This is a genomic window from Tardiphaga sp. (genome assembly GCF_028290785.1).
Lineage (GTDB): Bacteria > Pseudomonadota > Alphaproteobacteria > Rhizobiales > Xanthobacteraceae > Tardiphaga.
Map to the genome: position 1 here is coordinate 1 of NZ_JAQGJD010000396.1, position 15,063 is coordinate 15,063.

The window sequence follows — 15,063 nt, forward strand, 5'->3', positions numbered from 1 at the left end:
AGGGCGCCGGCGATCAGGGCGCCCAGCGTTGCTGCCTGCGCCAGCCCATGCGCCGCGGCTGCCCCGGGCAGCACGAAGCGCGCCGCCAGCCACAGCCCCGCGCCCATCGCCAGCGCTGCGATCACGATGCGGGGCAGCCGGCGGCAGGCGTCGGCGTCGAGCGAAAATCCGAACGTCGCCATGCTGCGCGCGATCAGCACCGCCGCGCTGCTCCACGCCGCCAGCGCGATGGCGGCGGCGATGCCGGAGGCACCGAACCCGCCAAGCCCCAGCGCGCCGGTCACCGCGACGGCCAATCCGGTCAGCGTCGCCCATAGCGGCGTTGCGGTGTCGTCGCGGGCGAAAAACGCCGGCGACAGCGCCTTCACGAGCACATGGGCGGGCAGGCCGAGCGCCAGAACGATCAGTGCTTGCGCGGTGGCTGCGGTATCATTGGCGTCGAAGGCGCCGTGCTCGAACAGCAGGTGCACGATGGGATGGCTGAGCAACATCAGCCCGAGCGTCGCTGGCAGCGCGAGACCTACGGCGAGTTCGAGGCTGCGCGATTGCGCGTGCCCGATGGCGACGTGATCGTCGGAGCGCACCGCGCGGGTCAGCTCGGGTACCAGCACGGTGCCCATCGCCGTGCCGACGATGCCGAGCGGCAGTTCGATCAGCCGGTTGGCGAAATACAGCCACGATACCAGCGACGGCGAGCGCGACGCCACGATGGCGCCGGCCACGATCAGCAGTTGCGGCCCGGAGCTGGCGACCATGCCGGGAACGGCTCGGCGGAAAAAGCCGCGCATTTCGGCGTCGAACGAAATGCGCAACGGTGTCGCGAAATTCTCCGCGCCACGGCGCAGCACGAGGATGAGAAGCTGCAGCAAGCCCGCCACGCCGACGGTGGCGGCCATCAGCAGCGCCGCGAAGAATGTGTCCTGCGGCCAAACCAGCAGCGCGATCATCACGGCGATCAGCGCGATGTTGAATAGCAATGGCGAAAACGCCGTGAGCGCAAAACGCTGCTGCGCGTTGAGCAGCCCCATCATCACCGTGACCGGACCGGCGAACGCCAGATAGGGCAGCATCCACCGCGCATCAGCGACGGCGAGCTGTAACGTCTCCTGGCCGACGAAGCCCGGCGCCAGCAAGGCGATCACGGGCGGCATCGCAAAGCCGATCAGGATCGTGGCGACTATCAGCGCGCAACTGATGGTGCCGAGCACGCGACCGGCAAACGCCGCGGCAGCCGCCGGCCCGTCCTCGGCGCGCACCCGCAGCCAGGCCGGAATCAGCGCGGCGTTCAGCGCGCCCTCGGTGAGCAGCCGTCGCGCAACGTTCACCAGCTGGAACGCGACCAGGAACGCATCCGCCGCCGGGCCGGCGCCAAGCAGCGCCGCCACCATGGCGTCGCGGACAAAACCGAGCAGCCGCGAGGCCAGCGTGCCGGTGGAGACCGTGAGGATGGAGCGGATCATAGAACCATCGTCGAATGGCCGTCCTTGCTGGCGCGGGGCGGAACGTGATAGGTCGCTGCACCCACCCAAACCGCCTTGCATGAAGCCCGAGTTGGATCGGATTTCCGCTGCAACCGCAATTGCCGCAACGGGATATTCTTAATGACCTCAACGAAATACGACGTGCTAGGAATCGGCAACGCGATCTTCGACGTGCTGGTGCAGACCGACGAAGCCTTTCTCGCCACCCACGGCATGACCAAGGGTGGCATGGCGCTGATCGACGAAGCGCGCGCGCTGGCGGTCTATCAGGCGATGGGCCCGGCCACCGAAATGTCCGGCGGCTCCGCCGCCAACACCATTGTCGGCATTGCCAGCCTCGGCGCCCGCGCCGCCTATGTCGGCAAGGTCAAGAGCGACAAGATCGGCGAGTTGTACACCCACGACATCCGCGCCGCCGGCGTCGCCTTCGACACCGCGCCGGCCTCATCAGGCCCGGCCACCGGCTGTTCCTACATTCTGGTGACGCCGGACGGCGAGCGCACCATGAACACCTACCTCGGCGCCGCGCAGGAACTGACGCCGGCGGATATCGACGAGGCCGCGGTCGCGGCGTCCTCCATCGTCTATCTCGAGGGCTATCTGTGGGACCCGAAGAGCGCCAAGGAAGCGTTCGTGAAGGCCTCGACGATTGCCCATGGCGCCGGCCGCCAGGTCGCGCTGACACTGTCGGATGCGTTCTGTGTCGATCGCTATCGCGACGAGTTCGTGCAGTTGATGCGCGACGGCACCGTCGATCTGATTTTCGCCAACGAATCCGAATTGCATTCGCTGTACCAGACGGCGGATACCGACACCGCGCTCGGCCAGCTCCGCAAGGACGTCAAGCTCGGCGTCGTCACGCGCTCCGAGAAGGGCTGCATGGTGGCGTCGAAGGACGGCGTGATCGAAGTGCCGGCGTTCCCGATCGACAGACTGGTCGATACCACCGGCGCCGGCGACCTGTTTGCCGCCGGCTTCCTGTTCGGCCTGGTGCGCGGCGCCGACCACAAGACCTGCGGCAAGCTCGCCGCGCTGGCCGCGGCGGAAGTGATCCAGCACATCGGCGCCCGACCGCAGGTGTCGCTGAAGGATCTGGCGCAGAAGAGCGGCTTGCCGGTGTAAGCGATCTACTTGTCCCGGACGCGCTGCGGCATTCTTATGCCGCTGTGCAGAGCCGGGATCCCGGTTGTTTAGCGATAACCGGGGCCCCGGATCTGCGAAGCAATACTGCGTATTGCATCGCGTCCGGGGAACGCGAGCAGAGCGTGAAGTTTCTCACGCCGCGCGCTGCGCCGCTTCGAGCGCCGCATAGACCCCGCGCTCGAAGCCCGCGAAAATCTCGAGGCACTTCCTGTCCGCGAATGGCAGCACCTGCATCATGATCACGCCGGAGATGTCGCGCGTCGGGTCGATCCAGTAGTAGGTGTTGGCGAGGCCGCCCCAGAACAGGCTGCCGGCGCTGCGACCTTCCGGAGTCTTAGCCGTATTGATCATGAAGCTGAGGCCGTATTTCTTGACCATGTCGGGAAACAGGTCGACGTCATTGCTGGCGGTGGGAATTGCCGAGGTCATTCGCGTCATGTTGAGCTCGCCGATGTGGTTCTGGCCCATCAGCGCCGCGGTCTCCGGTCGCAGCAGTTGTCGACCGCCGCTCTGGCCCTTGTTCAGCATCATCTGCATGAATTTGATGTAGTCGCCGGCGGTGCCGTAGAGCCCGCCGCCACCGGCATGGAATTCCGGATCCTGCCCGATCTCGAAGGCGATCGGCGTCAGCGATCCCTCCGAATCGCGGCTGTGCATGCGCACCAGCCGGGCGCGCTGCGCGTCGCCGATGCGGAACGCGGTATCGGCCATGCCCAGCGGCCCCAGCAGGTGATCGCGAAAATAGGCGTCGAGCCGAACGCCGCTGGCGGCCTCGATGGCCAGGCCGACGAAATCCAGATTGGTGCCGTATTCCCAGCGGGTGCCGGGGTCGCTCATGATCGGCACCTTGAGGGCGGCCTTGAGGCCGGTGCGGAAGGCCGGCACGCCCGACACCTGGAGGTAGCGCACCATGTCGCCGTTCCACATGTCGTAGCAGAAGCCGGCGGTGTGGGTCAGGAGATGGCGCAGGGTGATGGTGCCGCGTGCGGGCCGCAGTTTTGGCGCGCCATCGGCCGCGAAACCCTCCAGCACCTGCGGGGCCGCGAGATCCGGCAGCACGGTGCCGATCGGCGCATCCAGCGATAGCCGGCCCTGCTCGACCAGTTGCATCGCCGCCGCCGCGGTGATCGCCTTGGTCATCGAGGCGATCCAGAACACGCTGTCCAGGGTCATCGCGGCATCCCCTGACACGTCGCGTCGCCCGAACGCGCCCTGGTAGACCACCTCGGTACCGCTCGCCGCCATGGCGACAATCCCGGGGACCGCGCCGACGTCGGTGGCCTGACGCAGGGCGGCGTCGATTTCGCGTCCGGTTGGCATGCTTTCTCCCCCACTTTTTGCTGCTGACGAATTATCCCCCGAGGCCGGCGTGGCCGGCAAGAAACTTCGATATTGCGGCGCGATTTGCATGAACCGGAGCACAGGGATCCGCGACGTACGATCGCGCACCTGGTTGTGATCGACGGACGCGCGGATTCGCCAAGAATGGCTCGAATTAGACAAGCAATTGCGGCAACGGCGACCTAGATCGTGAACCACGTGCCGAGCGAAAGCACGCAGGTACCGCAAATTGGGAACAATTGGCGTGAGCGCGTGTTCAAAATTTCGCCGCATGTGAGGCGCGCCGCGCCGACCGAAAATTGATGAAATTTGTTGCAGCTGAAGCTGTGGAGACCAACGATGATTGCGAATTGGACCGAGTGGAAGAGCTACCCCCGCGCCGCCCGCGGCGAGAAACTCGAAGCGCCGATCAGCCCCGGCATTTACGAAGTGCGCCACGCGGCTTCCGGCGCCCTGTTCGCCTTCGATTCGGCCGACAATCTGGCCCAAGCCTTGGCCAAGCTGTCGGTGGCGCCGAAGTCGCTGGCATCATGGTTCGGCAAGGGCGCGCCCGCGAACCTGCCGGAACTGGAATATCGCACCTTCTCGACGACCACGCGCGCCAATGCGCGGATCGCCGCGGCGCGGATGATCGACCGTCGCGAAACCTACCTGCGCGGCGCGGCGTAACGCCCGCTTCGACGTGCCGGCGGCGATAGCAGCTATTCGCAGCGGGCAGGCGCAATCCGGCCTATACTCCTCTACAAGTCCGCGGCACGCATACGCCCGCGACATCTGCCGAGGAGAACGCCCATGACACCGCCCGCCGCCGCACGCCAGCCTTCTGCCGCCCCCTCGCTGCGCGACCGCCTGAAGGATCCGTCGCTGTTGCGCGAGCAGTGCTACATTGATGGCGCCTGGACCGGCACCGGTGCGACCGCGGTCACCAATCCCGTCAACGATGTCGAACTCGGCCGCGTGCCCAACATGGGCGCGAAGGAGACGACGCAGGCCGTCGAAGCCGCCGAGCGGGCATTCCCCCTGTGGGCCAAGTTCACCGCGAAGGCGCGCTCCAACATCCTGCGAAAGTGGTTCGAGCTGATCGTCGCCAACCGCGAGGATCTGGCGCTGATCCTGACCACGGAGCAGGGCAAGCCGCTGGCCGAGGCGCTCGGCGAAGTCGATATCGGCGCGGCCTATATCGAATTCTTCGCTGAGGAAGCCCGCCGCGTCTATGGCGAGACGATCCCGACGCAGCGCGCCGATGCGCGCCTCCTGGCCATCAAGCAGCCGATCGGCGTCTGCGGCGCGATCACGCCGTGGAATTTTCCGAACTCCATGATCACGCGAAAAGTCTCGCCGGCGCTGGCCGCGGGCTGCACCGTGGTGCTGAAGCCGGCCAACGAGACGCCGTTCTCGGCGCTGGCGCTGGCCGAACTGGCGGAGCGCGCCGGCGTGCCGAAGGGCGTGCTCAACATCGTCACCGGCGACGCCTCGGCGATCGGCCTGGTGCTGTGCGAGCATCCGGCAGTGCGCTTCGTCGGTTTCACCGGCTCCACGGCGGTCGGCAAGATTCTGTACAAGCAGGCGTCGGTAGGCGTGAAGCGGCTTGGGCTTGAGCTCGGCGGCAATGCGCCGTTCGTGGTGTTCGACGACGCCGATATCGACGCCGCCGTGGAAGGCGCGATGGTCTCGAAGTATCGCAACATGGGCCAGACCTGCGTCTGCGCCAACCGGATCTACGCGCAGGACGGCATCTACGATGCATTCGTCGAGAAACTGGCGAAGAAGGTCGCGGCGATGAAGATCGGCGACGGCACTGAAGCCGGCGTCACCCAGGGCCCGCTGATCAACATGAAGGCGATCGAGAAGGTCGAGCGCCACATCGCCGATGCGGTGCAGGGCGGCGCCAAGATCGTCACCGGCGGCAAGCGCCATGCGCTCGGCGGCACCTTCTTCGAGCCGACCGTGTTGTCGAATGTGAAGTCCGATGCGCTGGTGTCGCAGGAAGAAACCTTCGGTCCGCTGGCGCCGGTGTTCCGCTTCAAGGAAGAGGCCGACGTCATCGCCATGTGCAACGCCTCGCCGTTCGGCCTCGCATCGTACTTCTATTCGCGCGATCTCGGCCGCGTCTGGCGGGTCGCCGAAGCGCTGGAGTCCGGCATGGTCGGCGTCAACACCGGGTTGATTACCACCGAAGTAGCGCCGTTCGGCGGCGTCAAGGAGTCCGGCCTGGGGCGCGAAGGCTCGCATCACGGCATGGAAGAATATGTTGAGATCAAGTACATCATGATGTCAGGGATCTGAGCGGAGCTTTCACTTCTTCCTTCTCCCCCGCGCGAAGCGAAGCTTCGCTAGGTGGGAGAAGGTGGCTTCGCGAAGCGAAGACGGATGAGGGGGCGTGCCGGCTCCGAGCTTGTGGCCACCCCTCACCCGTCTCGAACGCACTTCGTGCGTTCGATCCACCCTCTCCCACCTAGCGAAGCTTCGCTTCGCGCGGGGGAGAGGGAAGAAACAATATACGCTCGCTATCTCCTCAGCACCGCGATCATGCGGCTCGCAAAGCCCAGTCGCTCCGCCATCACCGATACAAAATAGGTCAGCAGCTTCTGGCTCAGGCCGGGGTGATTGAGCTTGATATCCTCGAAGGCGGCGGCGCGCAGGACGTAGAGAACGCTGGCGATTTCAGCCTGGATGGTGGCGCTGCGCGGCGTCTGCGCGACCAATCCCATTTCGCCGACCGTGGTGTAGCGGCCGAGGCTGCGCACCCGCGTCAGCCGGCCATCGCCGGCGGGCACCATGATGCCGAGCCGGCCCTCAAGAATGAAATGCATGGAGTCGGCGTCGTCGCCGGCCTCGACCACGATTTCGCCGGCGGGGACCTCGACGCGCTGGCAGCGCCGCATCAACTCAGCGGCGTCGTCCGGCGTCCGCAGAATCCGCGTGAACCAGTCCCGCAGGCTGCCTTCTTCTTCGGCGCGGCCGCGATGCCGGGCGATGACCTCGTTCTCGCACCATTCCAGGGCGTGATCGAGTTCGCCGGAAACCCTGACCCCGTCATCGATGAACTGGTTGGCGCGCAGGGTGCGGTTGGCCGACGCGTGCAGATTGGCGAGCACAAGTACCGTGCCATGCGCCGCGGCTGCGCGCTTGATCTGGGCGAAGCTGTGCGCGGCGGATGAATCGATGCCGGTGACCAGCCGGAAATCGAACACCAGGTAGCGGCATTCGGGATGCCGGCGCAGCAGCGCCTTGACGTGCAGATAAAGCCGGTTGGCCGACCCGAAGAACAAATAGCTTTGCAGGTTGAGGCCCTGGATCTCGCGTCCGTGGGCGGCAAGCGTGCGCTGGTCTTCCAGGGAACGGTCGAGCGAGCTGCGATATTCGGAGCCATCGAAGCCGTATTTGATCGAGGAGACCCGCGACGCGCTGAGCGCGAAGGTGGCGCAGCCGATCACGATGCCGATCAGCACGCCGGCGACAAAGCCCCATTTCACGATGATCACAATGATCGCCAGCAGCGACAGGTAGTCGAGCAGCGAGAGCCGCTTGCGCGAGTCGATGATCCAGCGGTGCAACTGTTCGAGGCCGAGATACAGCAGCAGGCCGCCGAGCACGAAGCGCGGCATGTAAGCGAGAAACGACGGATCGAGCACCAGCACCATGGCGGCGGCAGCGGCGACGGTGAGTCCCGACAGGCGCCCGGTGGCGCCGCTGTTGCGGTTCAGCATCGAGCGGCTGATGGAGATGCAACTCGCATAGCCGCCGAGCGCGCCGGTGACGATATTGGCAACGCCGGTGACATTCAGTTCGCGCTCGATGTCGGCCTCGCGGTGAGAGGCGACCTCGATGCCGGTGGTATTGAACAGGGTGCTTACCGCGGTGACGAAGATCACCGCGATCAGGTTGCCGATCAGGCCGGGCAGCGCATCCCACGGATAGCCGCCGCCAAGATAGGCCCATGGCAAGGTCAGGCTGGCTTTCGGCGGCGAGGCGAAGGTCCAGCCCATCGCCTGCGCCTGAACGATCGAAACGCCCGCCACAAGAAAAGCGATGTGCGCCGCGACGATGCTGGCGAGCAGGATGACGGGTAGCGCGAGTGGCTTCCTCGAGCCGTGCCAGATGCCGTAGATGGTGCCGGCCACGGCGATGGCGGCCAGCAACTCGTAAAGTGTCATGGGATCGGCGAGCCGGCCCAGATTGGTCCATTGCAGCCTGTATCCGGTGACAACCTGGAAGGCCCCGGCGACGATCAGGCAGGCCGTGGCGCCGAGAAAGCCGCCGACCACGGGATAGGGCACGTAGCGAATCGCGCGGCCGAGGCGCGAGATCCCGAAACCGCACAGCACGATGCCGGTGATGACGGTCGCCGCCGACAGCGTGATCAGCACCGGGCCGAGCAACGGCATCGCGGCATTCGAGGCCACGATATGCTCGACCATCGACGCCGCGAGGATGGCGGTGACGGCGGCCGTGGAGCTTTCCGGGCCGGCGACCGCGAAGCGAAACGTGCTGCCGAGCGCGATGATTGCCGCGGCGACGCTGGCCGAGATGAAGGTGGCGGCAATGCCGTAGGGCAGCAACGACGCCAGCGGCCCGGTGAAGATCAACACCGAATAGGACAGGCCGAAACTGATGGTGAGCACGCTGGCGATCAGGCCGGCGAACACGTCGTTGCGCCAGGCGCGCAGCGTCACTGGGCTGACAACGGCGTCAGCCATGGGCGGCTGCTTTCAGATGACCTGGCAGGGAGAGAGCGGGCAAGGATGTCACGCGCGAACCTGTCCGGCGCTGCACGACAGGCGCAATCGCCACCATCTCTGGTAGACGAGAGCGGCGCGGTCGGACAATAGAAATTTTGTGGGGGCTTGGCCCGCTTTACTTGACCACCAACTCCTCGCCCGTCAGCCGGCGATAGGCTTCCAGGTAGCGCTTGCTGGTGGCCTCGATGACCTCCGCCGGCAGCGGCGGCGGCGGGGCGTCGCCGTTCCAGCGGCCGGCGCGGCGCTCGATGTCGAGGTAGTCGCGCAATGGCTGCTTGTCGAAGGAGGGCTGCGGCTGGCCGGGGGCGTAAACGTCGGCGGCCCAGAACCGCGAGCTGTCGGGGGTCATCACCTCGTCGATCAGGATGATGCGGCCGTCGGCCTCGCGGCCGAATTCGAACTTGGTGTCGGCGATGATGATGCCCTGCTCGCGGGCGATCGCCTCGCCCTGGGTGTAGACCGCGCGGGTCATGCTCTCCAGCGTGTAGCTGTCTTCTTCGCCGAGAATCTCGCGCATCCGGTCGATGGTGATGTTCTCGTCGTGGCCGGTCTCGGCCTTGGTGGCCGGGCTGAAGATCGCCGGCTCCAGCTTCTGGCTTTCGAGCAGACCCGCGGCGAGCGGCTCGCCGGCCAGCGTGCCCTGCGCCGCATATTCCTTCCAGGCCGAGCCGGACAGATAGCCGCGCACCACGCATTCGATCGGAAACACCAGCGTCCGCTTGCACAGCATGGCACGGCCGGCGAGCGCGGCACGCTGGCCGGCCAGTTCAGGGACTTGCTCGATGATCTCGTCGGCGTCGGCGGAGATCATGTGATGCGGCACCACGCCACCAAGCTGGTTGAACCACCACGCGCTGATCTGGGTCAGCACCGCGCCCTTCATCGGAATCGTCTCGGCCATCACCACGTCGAACGCGCTGATGCGGTCGGTGGTGAGCAGCAGCACGCGGTCGGAGCCGACGGCGTAGACATCGCGGACCTTGCCGCGTCCGAGCAGGGGAAGCGGCAGGTCGCTGGCGGACATAGTGGTCATGGGAGGCTTTCTTGACTCAAGTGGTATTGAAATCGTCATTGCGAGGAGCCCTTGCGACGAAGCAATCCAGTCTTCGCTTGTGGCTACTGGATTGCCGCGTCGCTTCGCTCCTCGCAATGACGGGGAGAGGTCGGCGCGCTATTCCGGCAGCGGAATGAACTCGTGTTCGTCGGGCACATGGGCGAAGCGGCCGGTCTTCCAGTCTTCCTTGGCCTGCTCGATCCGCTCCTTGCTGGACGACACGAAATTCCACCACAGGTGCCGCGGCCCTTCCAGCGCGTCGCCGCCGAGGAACATCATGCGGGTGTTTTGAAGCGCGTTGACGGTGATGGCGTCGCCGGGGCGGAAGATCAGCAGCTTCGGGCCTTCATGGCGGTCGCCGGCGATCTCGATCTCGCCATCGACCACATAGATCGCGCGCTCCTCGTGGTCGGGATCCAGCGGCACGCTGGTGCCGGCCTGCACCGACACTTCGGCATAGAACCACGGCGACACCATCGATACCGGGGAGGCCACGCCAAATGCCTTGCCGGCGATGATGCGCGCGGTGAAGCCGGTATCCTGCACGGTGGGCAGGCTGTCGGCGCCGTAGTGCTGGAACGACGGCGCGATCTCCTCGGAGCCGGCCGGCAGCGCGATCCAGCTCTGCAGGCCGAGCATCTTCTGGCCGTTCGCGCGCTGCACGTCGGGGGTGCGCTCGGAATGCGCGATGCCGCGGCCGGCGGTCATCAGGTTCATGGCGCCGGGCTGGATCTCGCGGATATTGCCCTCGCTGTCGCGGTGCATGATGGAGCCGTCGAACAAATAGGTGACGGTGGCCAGGCCGATATGCGGATGCGGGCGGACGTCCATGCCCTTGCCGGCCATGAATTGCATCGGCCCGAAATGGTCGAAGAAGATGAACGGCCCGACCATCTGGCGCTTGCCATGGGGCAGCGCGCGGCGGACCTGGAAGCCGTCGCCGAGATCGCGGGTGCGCGGCACGATCACCAGCTCCAGCGCGTCGCAGGATTGCGCGTCGCCGAGGATCGGATCGAGGGAGGGTTGCCAGCTCATGAGGGCTCCGGTGTTCAGATGCAGTCGCAGCACGCATTATCCCGCGCAGGGCGACGGCTGACAATGGCGGCTTTCGCCGACCCGCCGGTCGCTCACGTGCGGGCGGGGGGTGCCGCGGTGAACCACCGCAGGCGGCCAATACAGCTCAGACATGGCATCGCGATTGGGCGCAGCGTGTGAAACTGATTCGGAACTCTGCGCCTCCATCCTGCCGCCGGGACCGGCCGCGGAACGGAAATGGGTCAGAACCGGAATGGTCATGGTGCTCGATCAACATGATCGAGCCGCCAAAGCGGGGGACCGACCTTGACCAGTACGCTCATTCGCGAACCGAGTCCGGCCGCAGATCTGGTCCTCGCTGGCCTGGCGGACGATACCGCCGGCCATGGCGCCGTGAATAGCGCCTCGAAGGTCCGCAAGCTGTTGCGTCAGCAGGCGGCGATCGCCCGGTTCGGCAGCTTTGCACTGCAGCAATGGGACATGTCGAAGATTCTGGCGGAGGCGGTGCGGGTCTGCGCCGAAGGTCTCAACGTGCCGTTCGCCAAGGTCTGCCGCTACCGGCCCGAGCACAACGACCTTCTGATCGTCGCCGGCCATGGCTGGCAGGGCGGGGTGGTCGGCAGTGTCGTGTCGCGCGTCGGCATGAGTTCGCCGCAGGGCCGCGCCTTTACCACCGGCGAGCCGTCGATCTGCAACGATCTGCAAATGGACCTCTATTTCGATCTGCCGCCATTCTATGCCGCGCATGGCATCGTCTCGATCATCGACGTCATCATCAAGGGCAGCGAAGACCAGCCCTACGGCATCCTCGAAATCGACAACGATCAGCAGCACGATTACGATCAGCACGACATCAATTTCCTCACCGGCTTCGCCAACGTCCTGGCCGAAGCCGTCGCGACCGCCTCACGTACGGAAGCCCTGCAGGTCGCCCTCGACCGCATGGCCGTGATGGTCGAGGAGAAGGACGCCCTGCTGCGGGAAAAGAACGTTGTCGATCTGCATCTGCGCCAGGCGCAGAAGATGGAAGCGGTCGGCCAGCTCACCGGCGGCGTCGCCCACGACCTCAACAACATTCTGACGGTCATCGTCGGCGCGATCGAGATCCTCAGCGACGCCGTAGCCGATCGTCCGCCACTGGCGGCGGTTGCAAAAATGATCGACGATGCGGCGGCACGCGGCGCCGATCTGACCCGGCGGCTGCTGGCCTTCGCCCGCAAGCAGCCGCTGCACCCGCGCGAGGTCGACGTCAATTCGCTGATCATCGAGGCGACCAACCTGCTGCGGCCGACCCTGGGCGAGCACATCGAGATCCTGACGACACTGGCCGGTGATGCTTCGCACGCGCTGATCGATCCGAGCCAGCTCACTAATTCCATCCTCAACCTCGCGCTGAACGCGCGCGACGCCATGCCGGAAGGCGGCAAGCTCACCATCGCGACCGGAAACGTCGTCATCGACGAGGAGTACGCCCACGCCCATGGCGAGGTGGCCGCGGGCAACTACGTGCTGATCGCGGTCAGCGATTCCGGCCACGGCGTTCCCGCCGAGAACCTCGACAAGGTGTTCGAGCCGTTCTTCACCACCAAGGAGGTCGGCAAGGGCACCGGGCTCGGCCTCAGCATGGTGTACGGCTTCGTCAAGCAGTCGCTTGGCCACGTCACTATCTACAGCGAGCAGGGGCAGGGTACGACGATCCGGATCTATCTGCCGCAAGCCATCGGCGTGGCCCATCCGGCTGAAATGGTGCCTCAGGTCCGCATCGAGGGCGGCCATGAAACCGTGCTGGTGGTCGAGGACGATGCCCTGGTGCGGGCCTTCGTCCTGGCCCAGATCAAGAGCCTCGGCTACGTCACCCTGACCGCGGCCAATGCCGACGAGGCCCTGGCCGTCATCAATGGCGCCCAGGAGATCGAGCTGTTGTTCACCGACCTGATCATGCCGGGCGCGATGAACGGACGTCAGCTCGCCGACGAGGCGCTGCTGCGCCGACCGCAGCTCAAGGTGCTGTTCACATCCGGCTATTCCGAGGACGCCATCATTCACAACGGGCGGCTCGACACCGGGGTGCTGCTGTTGGCCAAGCCGTACCGCAAGTCGGAGCTGGCGCGCATGCTGCGCAGCGCGCTGGCCTCGGATGTCAGGCTGCAACCGGCCCCCGGGGAGCCGGTTGTCACGCCGCCGGAAGAACCGCAGTGGCCGGTTACAGCGGCCTGATCTGGACCTTGCGGAATTTCACCACGCCGGAGCCGTATTGCAGGGCGATCGGGCCGCCGGCGTGCTTGCTGTCATCGACGTCGGCGGTCTTCTGGCCATTGAGGATCACGGTGAGATGCTGCCCCTTGGCGGTGATCTCATAGGTGTTCCATTTGTCGGCGGCCTTCGGCATCGGGTCCACCTTGGCGACATCGACGATGGCGCCGGTGCCGTACGACGGGTCTGGCCGCTTGTCGAAGATGTTGACCTCGTAGCAGGTCTTGCCGTCGATCACCTTGGGATTGTCGCAGCGGATGAAGATGCCGCTGTTGGCGTCGGCATCGGTCCAGAATTCGGCGCGGATCTGGAAGTCCGTATAGGGCTTCTTGCTGACGAGGTAAGCGAGATCCTTGCCGTCCAGCTTGGTGGCGACGACGCCGTCAGCGCCGGCGGTCCAGTCGGCGTTGCCGACGCGGTCCCAGTCGCCCATGTTGGCGCCGTCCACCAGCGTGACCCAACCGCTCTCGTTCTGGCTCGACGCAGGCTGGACATATTGCAGAGCAGCAAGGCCAATGGCACAGCCGGTCGCGATCGCATAGATGCGCTTCATCGTGGTTTTCTCCCGTTCGTTTTTGTTGGCGCACGATAGCCACGGAATGTCAGCGAGGTAAACGGCAAATTGAAACAGCGGCGGTCTTGCCCTAGAGCAGTCTTGCCCTAGAATCGCATCGAGTCCGCGAGCAGGCCGATGATTTCATTTCAAACAGTCGATCTTGCGCTGAACGCCGGAACGACAGCGCTGCTGCTATTGCTGGCGGCGCTGCTGATCCGCGATGCGCGCGGCGTCGCGGCCGGGCGGCTGGCCGCGGCGCTGGCGCTGGGCTCCGCGGCGCATGCGGTGAGCGCGGCGGGATTTACTGCACCGGTTGCTGCGTGGCGCGCGCCGCTGATCGCGCTGTCCACCGGCAACGTCGTGGTGCTGTGGTTGTTCGCACGCGCGCTGTTCGACGACGGCTTCGCGTTGCGTTGGTGGCACGCGCTGCCGTGGGCCGCGATGGTCGTGCTCAGCCTTGTCAATTGTCTGCTGCTGTTCCCTGTCCACGTCTGGCCCGCACAGATGCTGGGCGCCGGCCTCAACGTGATCGCGCTGGGCTTCGTCGTCCTCGCCGTGGCACAGGCTGTCGCCTCGTGGCCGGTCGATCTGGTCGAGGCCCGGCGCCGGCTGCGGCTGGCGATCGTGGCCGCGGCCGCCGCCTATGGCGCCATCAATGCCGTGCTGCAGCTCGCTTTGTTCGGCGGCGCCGGCTCCGACATCGCCGCTACCGCCAACGCCGGGCTGCTGGCCGCCATCGTGGTTGGCTTGACCCTGGCGCTGACACGGATCGATGGCGCGGGCCTGTTCGTTGCGCCGGCGCTGCCGCGGCCGGTGGCCGAGCCTGCGCGCGACATCCGCGGCGATCTGGCGGACGCCGCCGACCAGCGACTGATCAAGGCGCTGAACCGGCTGATGGCCGACGATCGCATCTATCGTCACGAGGGCGTCACCATCGGGTCACTGGCCACACGGCTTGCCGTGCCCGAATACAGATTGCGGCGGCTGATCAACCAGCGGCTGGGCCATCGCAACTTCAACGTCTTTCTCAACGACCACCGCATCGCCGAGGTGAAGGCCGCGCTGGCCGACCCGGCGCAGGTCGACGTGCCGGTCATCACGATTGCCTTGGATGCCGGCTTTCAATCGCTGGGACCGTTCAATCGCGCGTTCAAGGCCGCCACGGGGCTGACCCCCAGCGAATATCGCCGCCGCCACGCGGTCCCCGCGCCACCGCCCAAGCCGTTGCAATCGACGAGAAATTTCGGAATCGGCTAGCCGCGCGCGGTTTTCCAACAGCACGATTCCGAATTCGGCGAGCCATCGCGGCTGCGCTCGGGCTTGCTTCGGCGCACCGCGATGACGCGGATGACCGGAGCAGGCCATGACCCGACAACGACAGATCATCCTTCTTGCCAGCGTCGCCGCGCTGGGCGCCCTGACATGGGCCGCGGCCCGCGCGCAGGACGCCCCGCGCAT

At 66.0% G+C, this 15,063-nt stretch carries 10 protein-coding genes and 2 pseudogenes; 6 read left to right on the forward strand and 6 right to left on the reverse strand.

All coding sequences use genetic code 11. The annotated features are described in order from the left end of the window. Nucleotides 1–1,460 (reverse strand): murein biosynthesis integral membrane protein MurJ (gene murJ, locus JWR89_RS25100; RefSeq protein ID WP_299720909.1); only part of this gene is annotated, 1,460 nt, incomplete at its 3' end. Between the two features lie 141 nt (nt 1,461–1,601). On the opposite strand from murJ, the gene JWR89_RS25105 reads away from it, so the two are divergent. Further along, nucleotides 1,602–2,603: an adenosine kinase gene (locus JWR89_RS25105; protein WP_299720910.1), complete on the forward strand. Its 1,002-nt coding sequence runs from the start codon at nt 1,602–1,604 to the stop codon at nt 2,601–2,603. A gap of 153 nt (nt 2,604–2,756) precedes the next feature. Here the strand turns inward: JWR89_RS25105 and JWR89_RS25110 are convergent, their stop codons facing one another. After that, the gene (locus JWR89_RS25110; RefSeq protein ID WP_299720911.1) at nt 2,757–3,944 is read right to left on the reverse strand and encodes a serine hydrolase domain-containing protein; all 1,188 of its coding nucleotides are present in this window, start codon (nt 3,942–3,944) and stop codon (nt 2,757–2,759) included. A 360-nt stretch (nt 3,945–4,304) separates the two neighbouring features. On the opposite strand from JWR89_RS25110, the gene JWR89_RS25115 reads away from it, so the two are divergent. Both JWR89_RS25115 and JWR89_RS25120 read left to right on the forward strand, forming a co-directional pair. Next, a complete protein-coding gene (locus JWR89_RS25115) occupies nt 4,305–4,634 on the forward strand; it encodes a hypothetical protein (protein ID WP_299720912.1) in 330 nt (109 codons plus the stop codon). A gap of 123 nt (nt 4,635–4,757) precedes the next feature. Beyond that, nucleotides 4,758–6,251 (forward strand): NAD-dependent succinate-semialdehyde dehydrogenase, encoded by a 1,494-nt coding sequence (locus tag JWR89_RS25120; RefSeq protein WP_299720913.1) that lies wholly within the window; start codon nt 4,758–4,760, stop codon nt 6,249–6,251. Nucleotides 6,252–6,472: 221 nt separating this feature from the next. Here JWR89_RS25120 and JWR89_RS25125 read toward each other — a convergent pair whose 3' ends face one another. The 3 genes from JWR89_RS25125 to JWR89_RS25135 all read right to left on the reverse strand — a co-directional run bounded on the left by JWR89_RS25125 (nt 6,473) and on the right by JWR89_RS25135 (nt 10,796). After that, nucleotides 6,473–8,665, reverse strand: a complete 2,193-nt coding sequence (locus JWR89_RS25125; RefSeq protein WP_299720914.1) for a SulP family inorganic anion transporter — start codon at nt 8,663–8,665, stop codon at nt 6,473–6,475. Nucleotides 8,666–8,822: 157 nt separating this feature from the next. Continuing rightward, nucleotides 8,823–9,740 carry a phosphoribosylaminoimidazolesuccinocarboxamide synthase gene (locus JWR89_RS25130; protein WP_299720915.1) on the reverse strand — a complete coding sequence of 306 codons (918 nt, stop codon included), beginning with the start codon at nt 9,738–9,740 and terminating at the stop codon, nt 8,823–8,825. Between the two features lie 138 nt (nt 9,741–9,878). Next, nucleotides 9,879–10,796: a pirin family protein gene (locus JWR89_RS25135; protein ID WP_299720916.1), complete on the reverse strand. Its 918-nt coding sequence runs from the start codon at nt 10,794–10,796 to the stop codon at nt 9,879–9,881. A gap of 480 nt (nt 10,797–11,276) precedes the next feature. On the opposite strand from JWR89_RS25135, the pseudogene JWR89_RS25140 reads away from it, so the two are divergent. Both JWR89_RS25140 and JWR89_RS25145 read left to right on the forward strand, forming a co-directional pair. Next, nucleotides 11,277–11,681, forward strand: a pseudogene (locus JWR89_RS25140) (GAF domain-containing protein); the annotation flags it as partial. A gap of 120 nt (nt 11,682–11,801) precedes the next feature. Further along, nucleotides 11,802–13,013 (forward strand): annotated as a pseudogene (locus tag JWR89_RS25145) (ATP-binding protein); the annotation flags it as partial. On the opposite strand, the gene JWR89_RS25150 reads toward JWR89_RS25145, so the two are convergent. Further along, complete coding sequence (locus JWR89_RS25150) at nt 13,000–13,602, reverse strand: DUF1080 domain-containing protein (RefSeq protein ID WP_299720917.1); 603 nt, start codon at nt 13,600–13,602, stop codon at nt 13,000–13,002. The pseudogene JWR89_RS25145 and the gene JWR89_RS25150 sit on opposite strands and share 14 nt — an antisense overlap. 138 nt (nt 13,603–13,740) lie before the next feature. On the opposite strand from JWR89_RS25150, the gene JWR89_RS25155 reads away from it, so the two are divergent. Then, nucleotides 13,741–14,862 carry a helix-turn-helix domain-containing protein gene (locus JWR89_RS25155; protein ID WP_299720918.1) on the forward strand — a complete coding sequence of 374 codons (1,122 nt, stop codon included), beginning with the start codon at nt 13,741–13,743 and terminating at the stop codon, nt 14,860–14,862. Nucleotides 14,863–15,063: the final 201 nt, after the last annotated feature.

What these genes read in the sequence shown, in the direction of transcription:
- JWR89_RS25105 (WP_299720910.1), top strand. Translation starts at nt 1,602, where the DNA reads ATGACCTCAACGAAATACGACGTGCTAGGAATCGGCAACGCGATCTTC.
- JWR89_RS25155 (WP_299720918.1), top strand. Translation starts at nt 13,741, where the DNA reads ATGATTTCATTTCAAACAGTCGATCTTGCGCTGAACGCCGGAACGACA.
- JWR89_RS25115 (WP_299720912.1), top strand. Translation starts at nt 4,305, where the DNA reads ATGATTGCGAATTGGACCGAGTGGAAGAGCTACCCCCGCGCCGCCCGC.
- JWR89_RS25130 (WP_299720915.1), bottom strand. Translation starts at nt 9,740, where the DNA reads ATGACCACTATGTCCGCCAGCGACCTGCCGCTTCCCCTGCTCGGACGC.
- JWR89_RS25120 (WP_299720913.1), top strand. Translation starts at nt 4,758, where the DNA reads ATGACACCGCCCGCCGCCGCACGCCAGCCTTCTGCCGCCCCCTCGCTG.
- JWR89_RS25135 (WP_299720916.1), bottom strand. Translation starts at nt 10,796, where the DNA reads ATGAGCTGGCAACCCTCCCTCGATCCGATCCTCGGCGACGCGCAATCC.
- JWR89_RS25110 (WP_299720911.1), bottom strand. Translation starts at nt 3,944, where the DNA reads ATGCCAACCGGACGCGAAATCGACGCCGCCCTGCGTCAGGCCACCGAC.
- JWR89_RS25150 (WP_299720917.1), bottom strand. Translation starts at nt 13,602, where the DNA reads ATGAAGCGCATCTATGCGATCGCGACCGGCTGTGCCATTGGCCTTGCT.
- JWR89_RS25125 (WP_299720914.1), bottom strand. Translation starts at nt 8,665, where the DNA reads ATGGCTGACGCCGTTGTCAGCCCAGTGACGCTGCGCGCCTGGCGCAAC.